At 67.0% G+C, this 18,205-nt stretch carries 21 protein-coding genes; 11 read left to right on the top strand and 10 right to left on the bottom strand.

What is annotated here, in order from left to right; all coding sequences use genetic code 11:
• Positions 1-8: 8 nt before the first annotated feature.
• From NZL82_RS04540 to flgB, 8 genes are all read right to left on the bottom strand, one after another.
• Positions 9-1,106 (bottom strand): flagellar basal body P-ring protein FlgI, encoded by a 1,098-nt coding sequence (locus NZL82_RS04540; RefSeq protein ID WP_261268573.1) that lies wholly within the window; start codon positions 1,104-1,106, stop codon positions 9-11.
• A gap of 11 nt (positions 1,107-1,117) precedes the next feature.
• Complete coding sequence (locus NZL82_RS04535) at positions 1,118-1,777, bottom strand: flagellar basal body L-ring protein FlgH (protein ID WP_261268660.1); 660 nt, start codon at positions 1,775-1,777, stop codon at positions 1,118-1,120.
• 74 nt (positions 1,778-1,851) lie between these two features.
• Complete coding sequence (gene flgG, locus NZL82_RS04530; RefSeq protein WP_261268572.1) at positions 1,852-2,640, bottom strand: flagellar basal-body rod protein FlgG; 789 nt, start codon at positions 2,638-2,640, stop codon at positions 1,852-1,854.
• A gap of 13 nt (positions 2,641-2,653) precedes the next feature.
• Positions 2,654-3,409, bottom strand: coding sequence for a flagellar basal body rod protein FlgF (locus NZL82_RS04525; protein WP_261268571.1), 756 nt, complete (start codon positions 3,407-3,409; stop codon positions 2,654-2,656).
• Positions 3,410-3,441: 32 nt separating this feature from the next.
• Entirely contained in the window at positions 3,442-4,728 is a 1,287-nt protein-coding gene (locus NZL82_RS04520) for a flagellar hook protein FlgE (protein ID WP_261268570.1), read from the bottom strand.
• 38 nt (positions 4,729-4,766) lie between these two features.
• Positions 4,767-5,468 (bottom strand): flagellar hook assembly protein FlgD, encoded by a 702-nt coding sequence (locus NZL82_RS04515; RefSeq protein WP_261268569.1) that lies wholly within the window; start codon positions 5,466-5,468, stop codon positions 4,767-4,769.
• A gap of 2 nt (positions 5,469-5,470) precedes the next feature.
• Positions 5,471-5,881 (bottom strand): flagellar basal body rod protein FlgC, encoded by a 411-nt coding sequence (gene flgC / locus NZL82_RS04510; RefSeq protein ID WP_261268568.1) that lies wholly within the window; start codon positions 5,879-5,881, stop codon positions 5,471-5,473.
• Positions 5,882-5,884: 3 nt separating this feature from the next.
• Positions 5,885-6,241 (bottom strand): flagellar basal body rod protein FlgB, encoded by a 357-nt coding sequence (flgB, locus tag NZL82_RS04505; protein WP_261268567.1) that lies wholly within the window; start codon positions 6,239-6,241, stop codon positions 5,885-5,887.
• Positions 6,242-6,486: 245 nt separating this feature from the next.
• On the opposite strand from flgB, the gene NZL82_RS04500 reads away from it, so the two are divergent.
• The 9 genes from NZL82_RS04500 (at position 6,487) to NZL82_RS04460 (ending at position 14,217) form a co-directional block, all read left to right on the top strand.
• Positions 6,487-7,176: a MotA/TolQ/ExbB proton channel family protein gene (locus NZL82_RS04500; RefSeq protein WP_261268566.1), complete on the top strand. Its 690-nt coding sequence runs from the start codon at positions 6,487-6,489 to the stop codon at positions 7,174-7,176.
• Complete coding sequence (locus tag NZL82_RS04495) at positions 7,173-7,721, top strand: hypothetical protein (protein ID WP_261268565.1); 549 nt, start codon at positions 7,173-7,175, stop codon at positions 7,719-7,721. Before NZL82_RS04500 ends, NZL82_RS04495 begins: the two co-directional genes overlap by 4 nt.
• Complete coding sequence (locus tag NZL82_RS04490; RefSeq protein WP_261268564.1) at positions 7,718-8,215, top strand: flagella basal body P-ring formation protein FlgA; 498 nt, start codon at positions 7,718-7,720, stop codon at positions 8,213-8,215. The genes NZL82_RS04495 and NZL82_RS04490 overlap by 4 nt, the downstream gene beginning before the upstream one ends.
• A 93-nt stretch (positions 8,216-8,308) precedes the next feature.
• Positions 8,309-8,608, top strand: a complete 300-nt coding sequence (gene flgM, locus NZL82_RS04485; protein ID WP_261268563.1) for a flagellar biosynthesis anti-sigma factor FlgM — start codon at positions 8,309-8,311, stop codon at positions 8,606-8,608.
• Positions 8,595-8,906, top strand: a complete 312-nt coding sequence (locus NZL82_RS04480; RefSeq protein ID WP_261268562.1) for a flagellar protein FlgN — start codon at positions 8,595-8,597, stop codon at positions 8,904-8,906. The genes flgM and NZL82_RS04480 overlap by 14 nt, the downstream gene beginning before the upstream one ends.
• A gap of 231 nt (positions 8,907-9,137) precedes the next feature.
• Positions 9,138-9,995, top strand: a complete 858-nt coding sequence (locus NZL82_RS04475; protein ID WP_261268561.1) for a lytic transglycosylase domain-containing protein — start codon at positions 9,138-9,140, stop codon at positions 9,993-9,995.
• Between the two features lie 3 nt (positions 9,996-9,998).
• Positions 9,999-12,080 (top strand): flagellar biosynthesis protein FlhA, encoded by a 2,082-nt coding sequence (flhA, locus tag NZL82_RS04470; RefSeq protein WP_261268560.1) that lies wholly within the window; start codon positions 9,999-10,001, stop codon positions 12,078-12,080.
• The gene (locus NZL82_RS04465; protein ID WP_261268559.1) at positions 12,077-12,886 is read left to right on the top strand and encodes a sigma-70 family RNA polymerase sigma factor; all 810 of its coding nucleotides are present in this window, start codon (positions 12,077-12,079) and stop codon (positions 12,884-12,886) included. Before flhA ends, NZL82_RS04465 begins: the two co-directional genes overlap by 4 nt.
• A gap of 101 nt (positions 12,887-12,987) precedes the next feature.
• Complete coding sequence (locus tag NZL82_RS04460) at positions 12,988-14,217, top strand: ABC transporter permease (protein ID WP_261268558.1); 1,230 nt, start codon at positions 12,988-12,990, stop codon at positions 14,215-14,217.
• A gap of 144 nt (positions 14,218-14,361) precedes the next feature.
• On the opposite strand, the gene NZL82_RS04455 is transcribed toward NZL82_RS04460, so the two are convergent.
• Both NZL82_RS04455 and NZL82_RS04450 read right to left on the bottom strand, forming a co-directional pair.
• Positions 14,362-15,198, bottom strand: a complete 837-nt coding sequence (locus NZL82_RS04455; protein ID WP_261268557.1) for a flagellin — start codon at positions 15,196-15,198, stop codon at positions 14,362-14,364.
• 200 nt (positions 15,199-15,398) lie between these two features.
• The gene (locus tag NZL82_RS04450; RefSeq protein ID WP_261268556.1) at positions 15,399-16,250 is read right to left on the bottom strand and encodes a flagellin; all 852 of its coding nucleotides are present in this window, start codon (positions 16,248-16,250) and stop codon (positions 15,399-15,401) included.
• 297 nt (positions 16,251-16,547) lie between these two features.
• Here NZL82_RS04450 and NZL82_RS04445 point away from each other — a divergent pair, with 297 nt between their 5' ends.
• Both NZL82_RS04445 and fliE read left to right on the top strand, forming a co-directional pair.
• On the top strand, positions 16,548-17,831 hold the full coding sequence (locus tag NZL82_RS04445) for a sigma-54-dependent Fis family transcriptional regulator (RefSeq protein ID WP_261268555.1): 1,284 nt from the start codon (positions 16,548-16,550) through the stop codon (positions 17,829-17,831).
• Entirely contained in the window at positions 17,828-18,205 is a 378-nt protein-coding gene (gene fliE / locus NZL82_RS04440) for a flagellar hook-basal body complex protein FliE (RefSeq protein WP_261268554.1), read from the top strand. Before NZL82_RS04445 ends, fliE begins: the two co-directional genes overlap by 4 nt.

Genomic DNA, 18,205 nt, shown 5'->3' with positions numbered 1-18,205 from the left:
GCTCTGGGTCACAGGACGATCAACTCCGCCTTGAGGGCACCGGCTTCCTTCAGCGCTTCGAGGATCGCGACCAGATCGGACGGGGCCGCGCCGATCGCGTTCACCGCCTTGACCACATCGGCCAGCTTGGGTCCGGGGTTCAGCAGGAACATCGGGCGACGTTCCTCCTCGACGGCGACGCCCGATTTCTGGGTCACCGCGGTCTGGCCGCCGCTCAGGGGCCCGGGCTGGCTGACCCGCTGATTTTCGTCGATCTTGACGGTCAGCTTGCCGTGGGTGACGGCGGCGGGGCCGACGCGGACCGCCGAGTTGATGACCACGGTGCCGGTGCGCGCGTTGACGATCACCTTGGCGGGCGGTTCGGCCGAGGCGACGTTGAGATTCTCGATCTCCGACATCAGCGTGGCGCGGACATCGGCACCCATCGGCGCCCGCACCGCGACCGACACGGCGTCCATCGCCTGCGCGGTGCCCAGCCCCAGGCGCGCATTGATCGCCTGCGCGACATTCTGCGCGGTGGTGAAGTCGGCACGCGCCAGATTGAAGGTCAGCGCCGGCGCGGTGTCGAAACCGGTGGCGACCGCCCGTTCGACAGTCGCCCCCTCGGGGATACGGCCGGTCGAGGGGACGTTGACGACGATCTTCGATCCGTCGGCACCCTCTGCGCCCAGACCGCCGACCGCGAGATTGCCCTGCGCCATCGCATAGATCTGGCCATCGGCACCCTGGAGCGGAGTGAGGATCAGGCTGCCACCGCGAAGCGACTTGGCCTTGCCCATCGAAGAGACGGTGATGTCCAGCTTCTGCCCCGGCTTGGCGAAGGGCGGCAGCTCGGCCGTGACCATCACCACCGCCGCATTCTTCATGCCCGGATTGGCGTTGGGCGGCAGTTGCAACCCGAAGCGCGAGACCACGGCCTTCAGCGACTGGACGGTATATTCCAGATTGTCGTCACCCGTGCCCGGCAGACCGACGACGACGCCGTAACCGGTCAGCTGGTTGGTGCGGATGCCCTGGAACCCGCCCAGGTCCTTGATCCGGTCGGCCGAAGCCGGAACCGCGATGGACAGGGTGGCAAGAAGCGCGAGGAGGAAGCGGAGGATCATGTGCTATTGCCTCAGAACGGGCTGACGGCCTGGAAGAAACGGCTGAGCCAGCCCTGGCGGCTGGCGCGGGCGACGTCGCCGCGCCCGGTATAGGCGATCTGCGCATCGGCGACGCGGGTTGAGGGGACGCGGTTGTCGATGCCGATGTCCGCGCTGCGCACCAGCCCCTTGATCTGGATGAACTCGTCACCCCGATTGAGCGTCACGCGCTTCTGCCCCTGGACCAGCATGGTGCCGTTGGGGAACACCTGCGCCACCGTCACACTGATCTCGCCCGACAGCGAGTTGGACTGGTCGGCGGCCCCCGAGCCGTTGAAGTTGCGGCTGCCGCTCATGCCGAGGTCGGTCGACTTAAGCAGCGAGCCCAGCGGTCCCGTGGTGGGCGGGGTCAGGCCAAAATCGCCCTTGGAGCCGAGCTTGGAGCCCGCCGACTTGGACGCCGCCGTCCGCTCGACGAGCACGATGGTCAGCGGATCGCCGACCCGGCGCGCGCGCCAGCCTTCGTACAGCGCGGCATAGCCGTCCGACGTCTGGAAGATCGAGCCCGTGGGCTGGGCGGCGGGCTGGGCGGGATAGGCGTCGGGGCGGGTGGTGTTAAAATCCTCGGCCGGCTTCTTCTTGCCGAAGATGCTGGCCTGTGCCGGGGCCGGAGCCAGCGCCGCGACGACCATCGCGCCTGCGGCGGCGGCCAGCGCCAGCTCGATTCCATAGCCGAAGCGCGGAGGGGAAAGACGGGTGTCCATCGTCACAGATTCTGGTTCGCGTACTGGAGCATCTCGTCGGTCGACTTGATCATCTTCGAGTTGACCTCATAGGCGCGCTGGGTCTCGATCATGTCGACCAGCTCCTCGACCACATTGACGTTCGAGCCTTCGAGCATGCCCTGGCGGATCTGGCCGCGCCCTTCGAGGCCCGCGACACCCATGTTCGCGACGCCCGACGCGGCGGTCTCGGTCAGGTAATTGTCGCCCTTGGACTGAAGCCCGGCGGGATTGGGGAAGCTGGCGATCTGGATCTGCCCGATCTCGGCGGGCGCGGTCTGGCCCGCCAGCGTCGCCGACACGGTGCCGTCGGTGCCGATGGTGATCTGGGTCGTCCCTTCGGGCACGGTGATGCCAGGCATCACCTGATACCCTTCGGACGTGACCAGCAGCCCCTCGGCCGAGCGCGAGAAATTGCCCGCGCGGGTATAGCCCAGCGTGCCCCCCGGCATCTGCACCTGAAAATAGCCCTCGCCGTCGAGCGCGAGGTCGAGGCTGTTGTTGGTGGTCTGCATCGCCCCCTGGGTGTTGATGCGCGCGGTGCCCTGGACGCGGACGCCGGTGCCCAGGTTCAGACCGGTGGCATATCTGCTCTCGGTCGAACTCGCCGCGCCGGGCGCGGTGACGACCTGATAGGCCAAAGTCTCGAACGCGGCGCGGTCGCGCTTGAACCCGGTCGTGTTGACGTTGGCCAGGTTGTTCGAGATGACCCGCATGCGCATATCCTGGGCATCGAGCCCGGTGCGCGCGACGTGCATGGCGGCGGAAGACATGACTTTCTAATCCTCAGCTCGGCAGCCGCATCAGCGATGCGCTGTTCTCGTCCATCGACTTGGCCTCTTTCATGAGGTTGGCCTGCACCTCGTAACTGCGCTGGTTCTCGATCATGTCGACCAGCGTCTGCGTCATGTTGACGTTGGAGCCTTCCAGCGCGCCCGCCTGGACGGTGGCGTCCATGTCCTGCGGCAGGGCTCCCCCACCCTTGACCCGCAGGAGGTTGTCAAGCCCCTTGACCGTGGTCGACCCGCGCGTATCGGCCAGCTTGAGCCGGTCGATCACTTGCGGCTGCGTATCGGGGCCCGAGCCCAGCGGTACGATCGACACGGTGCCGTCGGGCGCCACGGTCAGCGAATTGTACGGCGGCACCGTGACCGGCCCGGTCTGGCCGATCACCGGATAACCGTCGCCCGTCTGGAGCACGCCGGAGGCCGTGACCTCCAGGTCGCCGCGCCGCGTATAGGCTTCCGACCCGTCGGGGGCCTGCACCGCCAGCCAGGCGGTGCCGGTGGCGATCGCCACGTCCAGCGGATTGCCGGTCTGCTGCACCGTGCCCGGCGCGCGGTCGGCGTCGGTCACTTCCTCGGCGGTGGGCATCCGCGCCTCGAACGCCGCGCCGCCACCCTTCAGGTCGATGCGGTCGAACACGACGCGATCGGAGCGGAAACCGATCGTCGAGGCGTTGGCCATGTTGTTGGCGATCGCCGTCTGCGCCGCCATGTGCGCACGCAGGCCGGTGGCCGCCGTATAGACCAGCTTGTCCATCGCTCTTTCCTGTCAGCCCCCGTGTCGCGCGCTTAGCTGCGGATGTTGAAGATGGTCTGCGAGATCTGGCTGGCGGTATCGAGCGCCTTGGCATTCGCCTGGAAATTGCGCTGCGCCGCGATCAGGTCGACCAGTTCCTCGGTGATGTCGACGTTCGATCCCTCGATGGTGCTCGACTTGATCGCGCCGTACGTGCCCTCCGCCGGCGAACCGATCGAGGGATTGCCCGACAGGCCGGTCGCCTGCCAATAGCTGTCGCCCGCCTGGCGCAGGCCCGGCATGTTGACGAAATCGGCCAGCGCGACCTTGCCCAGCTTGGCGGTCTCGCCGTTCGAAAAGGATGCAACGACCAGCCCGTCCTCGCCCACCGACACACCGGTCAGCGTGCCGATCGCCTTGCCGTCCTGCGAACGCGAGGCGACCGAGAAGACCGATCCCGCCTGCGACGTACCGGTATAGTCGACCGACAGCGGCTGCGACTTGGTCGAGTTGCGCGAGGTGAAATTGTCGAACGTGATCGGCTGGGTCGGCGCGGTCATGTTGCCGTTCTTGTCGAAGGTCAGCTCGGACGGAGCGGTGGAACCGCCCACCTTCATCTGCTCGTCGTCGACGAAGCTATAGACCAGCCACGTGCTGCTGCCGTCGGCAGGCTGGACCGCATTGCCATTGGCATCGACCGGCAGCGGCTTGCGGACATAATAGTTGGTCAGCGTCATCGCATTGCCCGACGGGTCGTAGATCTTGGTCTGGGTGGTGTTGTTGTAGGTGGCCATGTTGGACCGGTTGAACGCGATGGTGGGCGCGGTCGCCGATGTGGACAGGTTGAGGTCCATCGTCACCTTCGAGGTGGCGATGGGCTGGCCGCTGGTGGCGGGCAGTTGCAAAGAGGCAAGGCCGTCGACGCCGGTGGCGGTGACGTTGCCGTCGGCATCGACCGGCAGGATCTGCAAGCGGGCACCGCTCGAATCGGTCACGTAATTCTGCTGATCGACCTGGAACGCCCCGTTGCGGGTATATTGCAGCGGCCCCCTGCCCGGGGTCTGCACCGCGAAGAAGCCGTCGCCCGAAATGGCGAGGTCCAGCGCGTTGGACGAGCTCTTGTAATTGCCCTCCTTGAACTCCTGGCGGTTCGCCTTGACCACCGTGCCCGATCCGACCTGCTTGGTCGGGTCGGTCGCGAAGTTCGACGCCATCACGTCGGCGAACTGGGCATGGCTCTTCTTGAAGCCATCGGTTCCGACATTGGCGATGTTGTGCGAGATCACGGACAGGTCGGTCTGCGAAGCCTGGAGACCGCTCAGCGAGGTGTAGAAGGACATGGGCGGGATACCTTAGGTAGGAATGGGATGGGGCGGGCTCAGCCGACCGAGCGGACGGCGGCGAGATTGATCTGGCCGAGGCCCGCGACGGTCAGGACGGGGTCGCCGCTGGTGGGCATCGACACCGACTGGACGGGCGCCCAGACCAGCGTGCGGCCCGACACGGCAGAGACGCCGTCATTGGCGTTGAGCATCACGGTGAAGGGGCCGGTGCCCGCGTCCTCGCCATTGTCGGTCTTGCCGTTCCAGTCGAAGCTGGCGGTGCCCGCCTTCTGCGCGCCCAGCGACAGCGTCTTGATCGGATTGCCCTCCGCGTCGCCGATCGTGACCGAGACGTTCGCCGCCGCCTGATCCAGTTCGACCGCGCCGGCCAGGCCGCCGCTGGTCCGGCCATAGGCGACCGATCCCGGCGTCAGCACCGTCTTGCCGACATAGCTCATCGCGTCGGCCTTGGTCGTGCCGTTCATCTTGGCGGCCATTGCCGACAGGGTGGTGTTCATCTCGGAGATGCCCGCCACGCTGGAGAATTGCGCCATCTGGGCAACCATCTGCGTATTGTCCATCGGCGAGAAGGGGTCCTGATTCTTCAGCTGTGCGGTCAGCAGCTTGAGGAAGGCGGACTGGTCCAGCGTGTCGGACTTCTTGGCGGCCGTGCTGGTGGACGACGCACCGCTGGCGGTGCCGGAGCGACGCACGCCGAGCGCGTCGAGCGTCGAGTCCATGGAGGTGGAGGTGGTCATGATCAGCGGCCCAGCTTGAGGGTGTCGAGGATCAGCGACTTGGCCGTCTGCATCACTTCGACATTGTTCTGATAGGTGCGCGCCGTCTCCATCATGTCGACCAGCTCGCGGGTCTCGTCGACGGCGGCCTCGTAGATATTGCCGTCCTTGTCGGCCAAGGGGTTGTTCGGGTCGTGGCGCTTGGTGGGGTCCTCGCCCGCCGTGACGATCCTCTCGACATCTACCGTCGACAGGCCGGTCGCCGCGTCGAAGCTGGTGCGGAAGACCGGCTTCATCGTGCGGTACGCAGTGTCGGCCGATCCGGTGACGTCGCCCGCATTGGCCAGGTTCGACGCGGTGGTGTTCATCCGCACCAGCTGCGCCGACATGGCGCGCCCGGCGACCTGGAAGATGGAAAGAGGTGCGTTCGCCATGGATTACTCGCCCTTCAGCGCACGGGTGATGGTGGCGATGCGACCGTTCAGGAACGACAGGGTCGTCTGATACTGGACCGCATTTTCGGCAAAGGCGGTCTGTTCCTGGTTCAGCTCCACCGTATTGCCGTCGAGCGAGGTCTGGATCGGCACGCGATACTTCATCGCGGCACCGATGCCCCGGCCCTGCTCCTGCCCCTGTTCTCCCTCGACCGCGGCGAGCGCGGCCTTAAAATCGATGTCGCGTGCCTTGAAGCCGGGCGTGGAGGCATTGGCGATGTTGGACGCCAGCACGCCCATGCGCTGCGCCCGCACCTCCAGCGCTGCTCCATGCACGCCGAACAGTGTTTCATTGGCCATCGTCGATCCTCCTTTCCGGCGCGAACAATCACGCCAGCGGGGATACGCAACCTCCATGCCAATTCGCCCGCTACGAAGGAGACCGTCCCTGGCGGCAGCGAACGGCAGGCGGCATCCGGCAATGGTTTGCCGCTCGCTTGCCGGGCGGCGGCAAAGGGCGGCAAGCCGTCCGGCAATTCCCGCAGAATTTCGCGTGTCGGGACGATGCCGGGCAAATTGGCCCGCCCCTTGCACAGCATGAGCGCATGAACGGATTGCCACCCCTCTCGCAGTTCCTCGACCCCGCCGCGCTGGCCATCGTGCTGGGCGGTACGTTGCTCGCGACGTTGTTGCGCACGCCATGGCGCGATGCGCGGCGTGGCGTGCGGGCATTGGGGGTGCTGTTCCGCGCGCCCTATTCGGCCGATCCGCTGCTGGAACAGCTGACCCATCTTTCCCGCATCGCGCAGCGCCACGGCGTGGTGACGCTCGACCGCTCGGTGATCACCGATCCCGATCTGGCCGAATCGATCGGTGCGATCGTCGATGGCGAACGGCCCGACACCGTCCTGGCGCGCACGCGACAGGCGCGGCTGGCGCGGGTAGAGCGGCATCTGGCGGTGGCGGAGATGTGGGCGGGCGCGGCGGAAGCGGCCCCGGCCATGGGCATGGTCGGCACGCTGATCGGCTTGGCCGCGATGTTCGCGACGATGAACGATCCGCAGCAGATCGGCGGCGCGATGGCGATCGCCCTCCTCGCCACCCTTTATGGCGCGCTGTTCGCGAATCTGGTGGCCCAGCCCATCGCCGCGCGCCTGCGCCGTGCGGCCCGGATCGAGGCGTTCGAGCGGGCGCGGATCGAGGTGCCCCTCGCCGCGCTGGCCGCGCGCGAGGCGCCGGTCGTGGCGGTCCGCGCGCCGACGCCGCCGCGTCGTCCGCTGGCGACCGTCGCATGACCGAGTTCGACTTTCCCACCCCGGCGCCGTCGCGACCACTCTGGCTGATCACGCTGGCCGATCTGGCCTTGTTGCTGGTCGGCTTTCTGGTGCTGGTCCAGGCCATGGGGTCGGAACGGCGGCCCGCGCTGCTCGATTCGCTGCGCGCCGAATTCGGAACCGGCGCTCCCCTCGCCAAAGCCGTCGCTCCCATGCCGGCTCCGTCGCCGGTCATGCCGGTCGCCGCCGCCGCGCTGACCTTCGCGACCGGATCGGCACAGCCGCTCGATCCCGATCCCGCCCTGGCCGAATGGGCGCGCGAGGCGCTGGCCGATCCGCGCGTCCGACTGTCGATCGTCGCGGCGACCGATGGCAGCGCCGCCGATGTCGATTCGATGACGCACAGCCCGGTCGTTCTCGCCGCCGATCGCGCGCGCGCCGCCGCCGCGCTGATCGGGCCGGCCGCCGCCAACCGCCTCACCCTGTCCACCGCCACGGCCCCCGGCCGACGAAGCGCGGTGGTCACCCTCGTCTTCTCCGGTGAATCCCAAAGGAAGTCCCGATGATCCTGTCCCTGTTGCTGGCCGGTGCCGCCGGTTTTCAGGATGTCGCCGCGCTCGACGCGGCGGTCACCGCCTTTACCGGCCGTCCGGTCGGGGTAGAGGGCGGGCCCCGATCCCCGATCGATTCGCGGTTGAAACTCGCGCAATGCCCGACCGTCTCGCTATCCTGGCGGACCGAGGCGCATGACGCGGTGGTCGTCGCCTGTTCGACTCCGCAATGGCGCATCTTCGTGCCGGTGCTGGCACCCCCGCGCGCGGTGGCCGCCATCGCCGCCGCGCCCGCCGTCGCGGTGCGGCAGGAGCCGGTCATCCGGCGCGGCGATCCGGTGACGGTGGAGGCGGGATCGGACGGATTTTCGATCACCCGCGACGGAATCGCCATGGCGGACGCCGTGCCGGGCGCGCATTTCCCCGTGCGGATCGACGCAAGCCGCCAACCAATTCAGGCGGTTGCCCTGTCCAGCGGTCGTGCCACCCTGCCTGGCTGGACCGAATAACCGCATTGCTACGGGGTTGGGCCGAATTTCTTTCTAAAGAATTTCATCAAACGGCCGTTTCCATGAATGTCAGCGGGACCGATAGGTGCGGGCATGGTGGAAATAACAACTTCAAGGCTGAATGCCGGAGACACGAGGGTCGCGCGGATCGCGACGACCCGCGGGTCGGCGACACCCGAGGCAGCCTCTGTCCCGGCCAAGCTCGACACCGGCGATTCGAGCGTGCTGAGCGGCCTGTCCGCCTCACTCGCCTCGCAGCCCCCGGTCAACTCAGAGCGCGTCGCCCAGATCAAGAAGGCGATCGCGGACGGTCACTTTCCGATCCTGCCGGCGACCATCGCCGACCAGATGATCGCCCTGAAGCTGAGCTGGAACAAAAATGACGCGGCGTGACGCCCTGATTCGGGTCATCGAGGCCCTTCATCGTGAAATCGCGGCTCTGAAGGTCAATGACGTCGCGGGTCTGGAACGCGCGACGTCCGACAAACTGGCTGCGATCGAAGAGGTCGCCGCACTGGGCACCGGCCCGGCGGGCCCCGAACTGCGCGAGCTGGCCGATGAAGCCAATCGCCTGAACGAGACCTGCCGCATCTATGTGAACCTGATGGCGGCCAATGTCCGTCGCCGGTTGCAGACCCTGACCGGCGAGTCCGGCGCGGGCTATCGCCCGCTGATGCGCGCCTTCGCCTGATTGCCGTCTGCCGGCGGCAATCGCTTGCCGCTTTGCCGGCCCCCCGCTTGCCGTGGCGACGCCGCCCACCGCCCCTGATGTTTCCACGGCATCGATGATGTGACGCAAAGCCCGGTTTTCCGGGCTTTTTCTATGCCCTAACCCCGTATCGAGCAGCGCCGGCCAAGTGCCGATCGGGATTGGCACGTCCCTTGCTAGTTATGGCCCGAACCAGGGCTTTAACCAGATAGCATGACCGTCCAACCCGTTTCCCACGCCAGAATCCAATCGGCCATCGCGCTGGCGTCCAGCCGCACGGGGGTCGATTTCGGCTATCTGCTGGGTCAGGCCAAGCTGGAGTCCGGGCTGAACGCCAATGCGCGTGCGGGCACCTCCTCGGCCTCCGGCCTGTACCAGTTCGTCGAGCAGAGCTGGCTTGCCGTGCTCAAGAAGCATGGCGCCGAACATGGGCTGGGCTGGGCGGCGGATTCGATCGGCCAGTCGGGCGGACGCTATTATGTGTCGGGCAATGCACGCACGGCGATCATGGGGCTGCGCAACGATCCCACCGCCGCCTCGTTGATGGCGGCCGAACATGCCTCGGACAACAAGGCCGCGCTGGAGTCGACGCTGGGCCGCGAGGCGAACGGCACCGACCTGTACATGGCGCATTTTCTGGGGCTGGGCGGCGCGACCAAGTTTCTGGGCACGATGGCTGCGAACCCGCAGGCCAGCGGCGCGGCGCTATTCCCCGCTGCTGCCCGCGCCAATCGCTCGGTCTTCTACGCCGCGAACGGTCAGCCCCGCTCGCTTTCCGACATTTACGACCGTTTCGCCAACAAGCTGGCCGGGACCAGCGCCGACAGCGACGAGACGCGCGCCGCCAATCTCCAGTTCGCGGCGCAGGCGCTCGCGCTGAAGGCAATGGGCGACGACGCGACCGTGGTCACCGGCAACAATGAAAGCGCCGCCGATGCCATCGCCTGGGCGAACAGCACGATGAACCAGCTCGGGATGCGTGGTGCCGCCACCACCGGCGACAGCGTACTGCGCCCCAAACCCGATCATGCGCGCCTGGCATATATGATGCTGGCGAGCATGGGAGGCTGATAGATGGGCAAGTTCCTCTCCAGCGGCCGCACCATGGCCCTGCCCGCCGCGATCCTGTTGCTCGTCCTCGTGATGGTCGTGCCGATCCCGCCGGCGTTGCTCGACATCTTCTTCGTGGCGAACATCGCGATCAGCCTGGCCGTGCTGATGGTCGCGCTGAACGCCGAAAAGCCGCTCGACTTCTCGGCCTTTCCGACCGTCCTGCTCTTCGCGACGCTGTTCCGTCTGGGCCTGAACGTCGCCTCGACCCGCATTGTGCTGGTGCACGGCCATGAGGGCGAGAGCGCGGCGGGTCACGTCATCGAGGCGTTCGGCACCTTCCTGATCGGCGGCGACTATGTCGTCGGTCTCTTCGTCTTCGCGATCCTGATGATCATCAACCTGATCGTCGTGACGAAGGGCGCGGGCCGTGTGTCGGAAGTGTCGGCGCGCTTCACCCTCGACGCGCTGCCCGGCAAGCAGATGGCGATCGACGCCGACCTGAACGCCGGTCTCATCACCCCGGACCAGGCCAAGGCCCGCCGTCTGGAAGTGTCGACCGAGGCCGATTTCTACGGCTCGATGGACGGTTCGTCCAAGTTCGTGAAGGGCGACGCGGTCGCCGCGATGCTCATCCTGGCGGCCAATGTGATCGGCGGCCTGATCCTGGGCCCGGTCAGCCATGGCATGGGCGTCGGCGACGCCGCCAAGACCTATATCCTGCTCGCCATCGGCGACGCGCTGGTCGCGCAGCTGCCCTCGCTGATGCTGTCGATCGCCGCCGCCGCCATCGTGACGCGCGTCTCGTCCGACAAGGATCTGGCCGGCCAGATCGGCTCGCAGTTCGGTGCGTCCAAGACATGGCTGCCGGTCGCGGTGATCCTGGGCCTGCTGGGCGTGCTGCCCGGCATGCCGCACCTCATCCTGCTGCCCGCCGCCGCCATCGCCGGCTTCACCGCATGGAAGCTGCGCCAGATCGAGAAGCGCCCGGTCGTCACCGCGCCCGCCCCCGTGGCCGAGCCGGTCGACCCGTCGCGCATCGCCTGGGAAGACGTGACCGACGGGATGCAGGTGCATATCGACATCGGTTACGGCCTGGTCCCGCTGGTCGACGAGCGTCGCGGTGCCCCGTTGATGGCGCGCATCACCGGCGTCCGGCGCCAGCTGTCCAAGGACCTGGGCTTCGTCGTGCCGCAGGCGCGGGTCCGCGACGACATCAGCCTGGCACCCTATAGCTATCGCATCCTCATCAACGGCGTGGTCGCCGCCGAGGACCAGGTGTCGCCCGACGAGATGCTGGCGCTCGACACCGGCCAGGCGTTCGGCACGCTGAACGGCAAGCCGGTCAAGGACCCGACCTTCGGCCTGCCCGCCACCTGGATCATGAAGGGCGACGCCGATGCCGCCACCGGCATGGGTTATCTCGTGGTCGATCCGGGCACGGTGATGGCGACGCATCTCAACCATGTCCTGGGCTCCAACGCGTCCGAACTGCTCGGCCCCGACGAGGTGCAGGCGCTGCTCGACGGGCTGAAGGAGCGCGCGGCGCAACTGGCCGCCTCGCTCTGCCCGACGCCGCTGCCGCTGACCACGCTGACCCAGGTGCTGAAGGGCCTGCTGGCGGAGAATATCTCCCTCAAGGAGTTCCGCCGGATCGCCAGCGCGGTCGCGGTCGCCGCGCAGCGGACGGTCGATGCCGAAGAGATTATCGAGATGATCCGTCCCAGCCTGGGCGCGCTGATCATCCAGAAGCTGTGCGGCGTTCGCGAGCCGTTGCGCGTCATGACCCTGGACGGACAGCTCGAAGGGCTGCTGGGCCAGGCGATGCGCGCCGACGTGTCGCGCCGCCATGTCATCGAACCCGATCTGGGCCAGCGCATCACCACCGCGCTGACCCAGGCCGCCCAGCCGCTGATCGCCGAGGCCAAGCCCTTTGCCCTCGTCGTCCAGCCCGGCGTGCGTCTGGCCATGCGCAAGCTGCTCCGCACCTGCCTGCCCGACGTGCCCGTCCTCTCCTTCTTCGAAGTACCGGAAGACAAGCCGGTCGAAGTCGTCGCCGTCATCGGCACCCCCCATCACTCCCAGCAACAGGCGATTGCTGCATGACCTCGCACCCTCTCAGCGGCGCTTTCATGAATGCCCAGCCGGTCAACCCGGTCAGCTTCGACCCCGCGCTCGTCAACCCGACGCTGGCGGACCAGCCCCTCACCTATCGCCCCGCCGCGCGCGGGACCGGCCGCGACACCAGCGCGCTGATCCGCCAGCACCTGCCGCTGGTCCGACGCATCGCGTGGCATGTCCACGGATCGATGTCGAACCTGGTCGAGATCGAGGATCTGGTTCAGGTCGGGCTGGTCGCGCTGGTCGAGGCCACCACCTCGTTCGAGGAGCGCGGCGTCGAGTTCGTCCATTATCTGCGGGCGCGGCTGCGCGGCGCGATGATCGACGAACTGCGGCGCCAGGCCACCACGACGCGCGGCGCGATGCGCCGCCGCCGCGACTATGCCAAGGCGGTCGCCGCGCTGGCCCAGTCGAACGGCCAGGCTCCAACCGACGAGGCGGTGGCGCAGAAGCTGGGCGTGCCGGTCGACCGTCTCCGCACCGAATACAAGACGGCCGAAGCGGTGCGGATGGAGGCGATCGACGATGTCTATTCGGACGATCTGCCCTGGTTCGCCGACGACACCCCCGATGCCTTTGAGCAACTGGCCGAAAGCGACCTTCGCGAGGCGTTGATCGCCGCCATCTCCGCCCTGCCCGAGCGCGAGGCGATGGTGATCCAGCTTTATTATGTCGAGGAACTCAACCTCGAGGAAATCGGCCAGGTGCTGAACGTCGGCGCCGCGCGCGTCTGCCAGATCAAGAGCGCTGCGCATGCCAAGCTGAAAAAGGCGCTCGCCGAACAGGCGTGAGGCCCGGCGCGGCGGGGCTCGCCACCCCGCCCGCGCCATGATTTTGCTTTAACGGCGCACGACCTTGCGCCTAAGCCTTCTCCCGAATCCGGGGGAAGAGCATGTTCGCGACCTACGAACGTCGACTGATCGCACGCTATCTCTGGCCCGGCGCCGGTGGGCGGCTGGTCCTGCTGGTGGGCGCGATCGGTTGCATCGGCGTCGCGATCGGCGTTGCGTCGCTGGTGTTGGTCATCGCCGTCATGAACGGCGCACAGGCCAAGCTGGCCAGCAGCGTCGCACCGATCGACGGGCATCTCAGCATCACCGCCGCCGCGCATCAACGGATGGACGAGGCGCGGGTCGCCGCCATTATCGCCCGCCTGCCCGGCGTCGCCCGCGCGGAACCGCTGCGCGAGATGACCGCCGCGCTCAGCATCGATGGGCGGGTCAGCCCGATTCGCTTGCAGGGCCTCTATCCCGATGGCCTCGCGCGCCATCCCGTGCTGGCGCACTTGGCGATGGGGCGCCGTCCCGATTTCCCCGACAGCATCGTGGCGGGTGAGAATGCGGCGCTGCAACTGGGGCTGCTCCCCGGCATGCCGGTCGCGATCGGGCGGGTGGAGGTCGCGCCGGACAAGGCGGTCGCGCTGCAGCTCTTCGACGCACGGGTCGCCGGACTATATCATGACGACGAGGCGTCGGGGGGTCAGCCGCCGGTCGCGATCGGCCCGGTCGAAGGATTGCCGGTCCTGAGCGAATCGGCCGCGGTGACCCGCCGCGTCGCCGTGGCCCTGGCCCGCCCCGCCGACGAAGCGCGGGTGGCGGGCGAAATTCGCGAACGGCTGGGCCCCGCTTATCGCATCACCAGCTGGACCCAGAGCAATCGCGCCCTGCTGTCCGCGCTGGCGATGGAGAAGCTCGGCATGAGCATCGCGGTCGGCCTGGTCACGCTGGTCGCGCTGTTCAACATCCTGTCGTCGATGACGTTGCTCGCCCGATCGAAGCGGCGCGAGATCGCGGTGTTGCGCAGCATGGGCGTGTCGGCGCGGAGCATCGCGCGCATCTTCACGACGGTGGGCACGGTGATCGCGACGATCGGCGCGTCGGCGGGGCTGGCCTTTGCCGGCGGCGTCCTGACCCAGCGCGCCCATATCACCGCGCTGGCGCTGTGGATCGCGCCGTCGCGGGAGGCGGATCTGGACGTTTTCCTGTCCCTGCCGATCGGCATCGCCGCCCATGAGGTGGCGATCATCGCGGTCGTCGTGCTGGCGGGCGCTGTGCTGGCCAGCCTCTACCCGGCCCGTCGGGCGGCGCGTGTGTCGCCCGCCCTGGTCCTGCGCGGCGAATGATCATGTTCGCCGCATGCAAGTAAACCCCGGCGGTCCGAAGACCGCCGGGGTTTTTCCTGCAAACCGTGCCGCGCGCGAAGGCGCAGCCGGTTGGCCCCGGCACCCGAGTGGGGGCGCGGTGCCAGGGCGCTCAGGAAACCGGTGTTACTGTCCGAGCAGCTTGAGCACGCCTTGCTGCGACTGGTTGGCCTGGCTCAGCATGGCGGTCGACGCCTGGCTGAGGATCTGCGCCTTGGCGAGCGCGGTCGTTTCCGCCGAGAAATCGGTATCCTCGATGCGGCTGCGCGCGGCCGAAAGATTGGTGGCGTTCGACGTCAGATTGTTGATTGCCGACTGAAGACGGTTCTGCACCGCGCCCAGGCCCGACCGGAAATTCGCCACTTTGGCGATCGCCGTATCGAAATCCTCGAGTGTGGGCGGCGTCGTCGATTGCAGCTTCTGGTTGGTGAAATCGATGATCGTGGTCAGGGTCGAGTCGGTCTTCAGATTGCCGAACGTCATGGTCAAGGCGTCCGTGGAATAGGCGCCCGCCTGGATCTGCACCTCCCCGGAATTGCCCGCGGTGCCGTCGAACAGCTTCTGGCCGTTGAACGTGGTGTTGGTCAGGATGGTCGAAATCTGCGCGGACAGGGCGTCTTGCTCGACGGTGATGCTGGTCTTGTCCTGCGACGAATAGGTCGCGTTGGCCTTCTGCACCGCCAGTTCGCGCATCCGCTGCAGCATGTTGCTGACTTCCTGGAGCGCGCCTTCGGCCGTCTGCGCCATCGAGATGCCGTCATTGGCGTTGCGAACGCCCTGATTCATGCCCCGGACCTGTGCGGTCATCGAGGAGGTGATGGCCAGCCCGGCCGCGTCGTCCATGGCGGAATTGATCCGCTTGCCCGTCGAAAGGCGGTTCATCGAAACATCCAGCCCGGTCTGGGCTGCTATCGACGCATTGGCGGCGCGTAAGGCCGAGATATTGGTGGCGATCACCGTCATGGTTGTTCTCCAAAGCTGGAGCTCTCCGCCGCCCCCAAGGCGAAGGTCGAGCTGCCACAACGGAAAACGGCCGCCTTTCGCCGCACTTTAGGAAAAAAGTGCAGCGGGCGACGATTCTTTTTGACTGCCCCCTGCCATCTCTTTGAAATGGCAGGGGAACAGTTATCGGGGGTTCAGGGGATCAACCCCCGATCCGGGGATTAGCCGAGCAGCTTGAGCACGCCCTGCTGCGACTGGTTGGCCTGGCTCAGCATCGCGGTCGACGCCTGGCTCAGGATCTGCGCCTTGGCGAGCGCGGTGGTTTCGGCCGAGAAGTCCGTGTCCTCGATGCGGCTCTTGGCTTCCGACAGGTTGGTCATGGTCGAGGTCGTGTTGTTGACCGCCGACTGAAGCTGGTTCTGCGTCGCACCCAGGCTGGCGCGGGCCGTCGCCACTGCGCTGATCGCCGAGTCATACTGGTCGAGCGTCACATCCCCGACCGAGGTGGCCGTTGGCGCGGTGCCACCGGCACCACCGGTAACCGCCTTCATCGCGGCGTTGCCGTTCGTGCCACCGGTGAAATCGGTCGACTTCATTGTGACCGTATCGTTGGCACCCGCACCGGTCTGGATTTTGAAACCGGTCGCCCCAGCGTCGGCGTCAAACAGGCCCTTGTTGTTGAACTTGGTGTTGCCCAGCACGCTGTTGATCTGATTGGCTAGCGCCAGCTGCTCGTTTTTGATGTTGTCGGTGTCGGAGGTCGAATAGGTGCCGTTGGTCGACTGGACCTTCAGTTCGCGCATCCGCTGCAGCATGTTGTTGACTTCGTCCATCGCGCCTTCGGCCGTCTGGGCCATCGAGATGCCGTCATTGGCGTTGCGGACACCCTGCGCCATGCCGCGGATCTGGGCCGTCATCGACGAGGAAATCGCGAGGCCCGCCGAGTCGTCGGCTGCCGAGTTGATACGCTTGCCGCTCGACAGGCGCTGCATCGAGGTGCTCAGCGCATTCTGGGCCAGGGCACCGGCGGAGCTGGCACGCATCGCATTCACGTTCGTCGCAATAACAGTCATCGTTCTTCCTCCGAGTAGCTCGACGGGTCCCTCGCTGTCCCCTGGGACCGTCGAGCCGTCGAAGTGGAGAACGGCCGCATTCCGGCAGGTTTTAGCCGCCGACCGGCAAATATCTGCCCTAAAGTTTTGCCGGTTTTGCCGTTTCGCGAGCGGGCGGGCGCGCGGGCCCGTGGCGGCGCGGGCGCGGGCGCCCGCGCCCGCCTGCGCCCGGAAAAAAGTTGCCGGTGCCGTTGCCGAATTAACCGCGGTTTTACCAAAGAGGCCGCATTGACGAGTCACGAAAGGACTTGTCAGCCGATGCCGTCGATTCTTCCCTCTCCTGCCCTGGTTAAGCAGAAATATGCGCTGATCTCGGCGCTTCGTGCCCAGGGTCTGGCGATTGCCGAACCGGGTGCCGCACCGCAGGCCGGGGACATGTTCCTGGTGACGCCGGAAGACGCGGTCACGCACCCGACACGCACCGTGATCGTCGGCGACGGGGCAGAGCCCGCCATCATCCCGATGGCCGATGGCCGCCCGACGACCGTCATCTATCCCGCCAGCGAGGCCGGTGTCGGCAACAGCTTCGTCCGGGCGCTGGTCGCCGGGCCGGAAATGCCGACCGCCGCCGATCCCGAGAGCCTGGCGCTGTTCACCCTGGCCGAGCGTGTCGCGCAGTCGGACATCACCGTCCTGATCAACGGTCCGACCGGCACCGGCAAGGAAGTGCTGGCCCGCGCCATCCATGCGCAGTCCACCCGCGCCACCAAGCCGTTCGTCGCGATCAACTGCGCCGCGCTGCCCGAATCGATGCTGGAGGCCTTGCTGTTCGGCCATCAGAAGGGCGCGTTCACCGGTGCGGCCCAGGCTGGCGAAGGTTTCTTCCGCGCGGCGGACGGCGGCACCCTGCTGCTCGACGAGATCGCCGAGATGCCGCTCCAGCTCCAGGCCAAGCTGCTCCGCGTGCTCCAGGAGCGCGAGGTGATCCCGCTCGGCGCGTCGATGCCGCAATCGGTCGATGTCCGCGTCATCGCCTGCGCCAATCGCGATCTCCAGGCCGAAGTGGCGGCAGGCCGGTTCCGCGCCGACCTTTACTATCGCCTGTCGGTCTTCCCGCTGACCACCAAGCCGCTGGCCGAGCGTCGCATGGACATTCCCGCGCTGGCCGCGACGATGATCCTGCGCCACGCCGCCGGTCGCACCGTGATGCCGTGGCCCAGCATGGCCACGATCGAAAAGCTGTCGATGCACAACTGGCCCGGCAATGTCCGCGAGCTGGAAAATGTGATCCAGCGCGCCCTGCTCTTTGCGGGTGGCGCGACCATCGAACCCGATCATATCGTGTTCGACCGCCCGATGGTCGCAAACGACACCGATGACACGCCGCTGACCGTGACGACCGCGGAAGCGACGCTGGGTAAGGTCGTACAGATGAGCGAATTCGCCGCGATCCGCGAGATGCTGGCGGCCTGTGGCGGCAATCGTTTGGAAACCGCCAAGCGCCTGGGCATTTCGGAGCGCACGCTGCGCTATCGCCTGGCCAAGGCGCGCGAGCAGGGTGAAGAGATCATCCGCCCGTCTAGCCGGGCCGTGATGGCATGAGCGTCGGCGGTGTCGGCGGCGCGATGAGCGTCGACCGGGTGATGGCGCTTCGCGCCCAGATCCTGGAACGCAATCAAGCGCTCAAGGCGGCAAGCCAGGCCGGTGCCAACCAGGCGGCACAGGCCGCCCAGACTCAAGCTCCGGCGGCCCCGGCGAACAGCTTCGCCGACACGCTGGAAACCGCGCTGAAGGGCGTGAACGAAGGCCAGCAACAGGCCGCCCGCCTGTCCGAAAGCTATGAACGCGGCGAAACGGTCGACATCGCTAAGGTGATGATGGCCCGCCAGCAGGCATCGGTCGGGTTCGAAGCGACGCTGCAGGTCCGCAACAAACTCCTGTCCGCCTATAAGGACATCATGAGCATGCCGGTGTAA

The organism is Sphingomonas sp. LC-1 (assembly GCF_025371035.1).
GTDB classification, from domain to species: domain Bacteria; phylum Pseudomonadota; class Alphaproteobacteria; order Sphingomonadales; family Sphingomonadaceae; genus Sphingomonas; species Sphingomonas sanguinis_E.
Note: the sequence above shows the minus strand (reverse complement) of the source record. Positions and strands in the feature narration are given on the sequence as shown.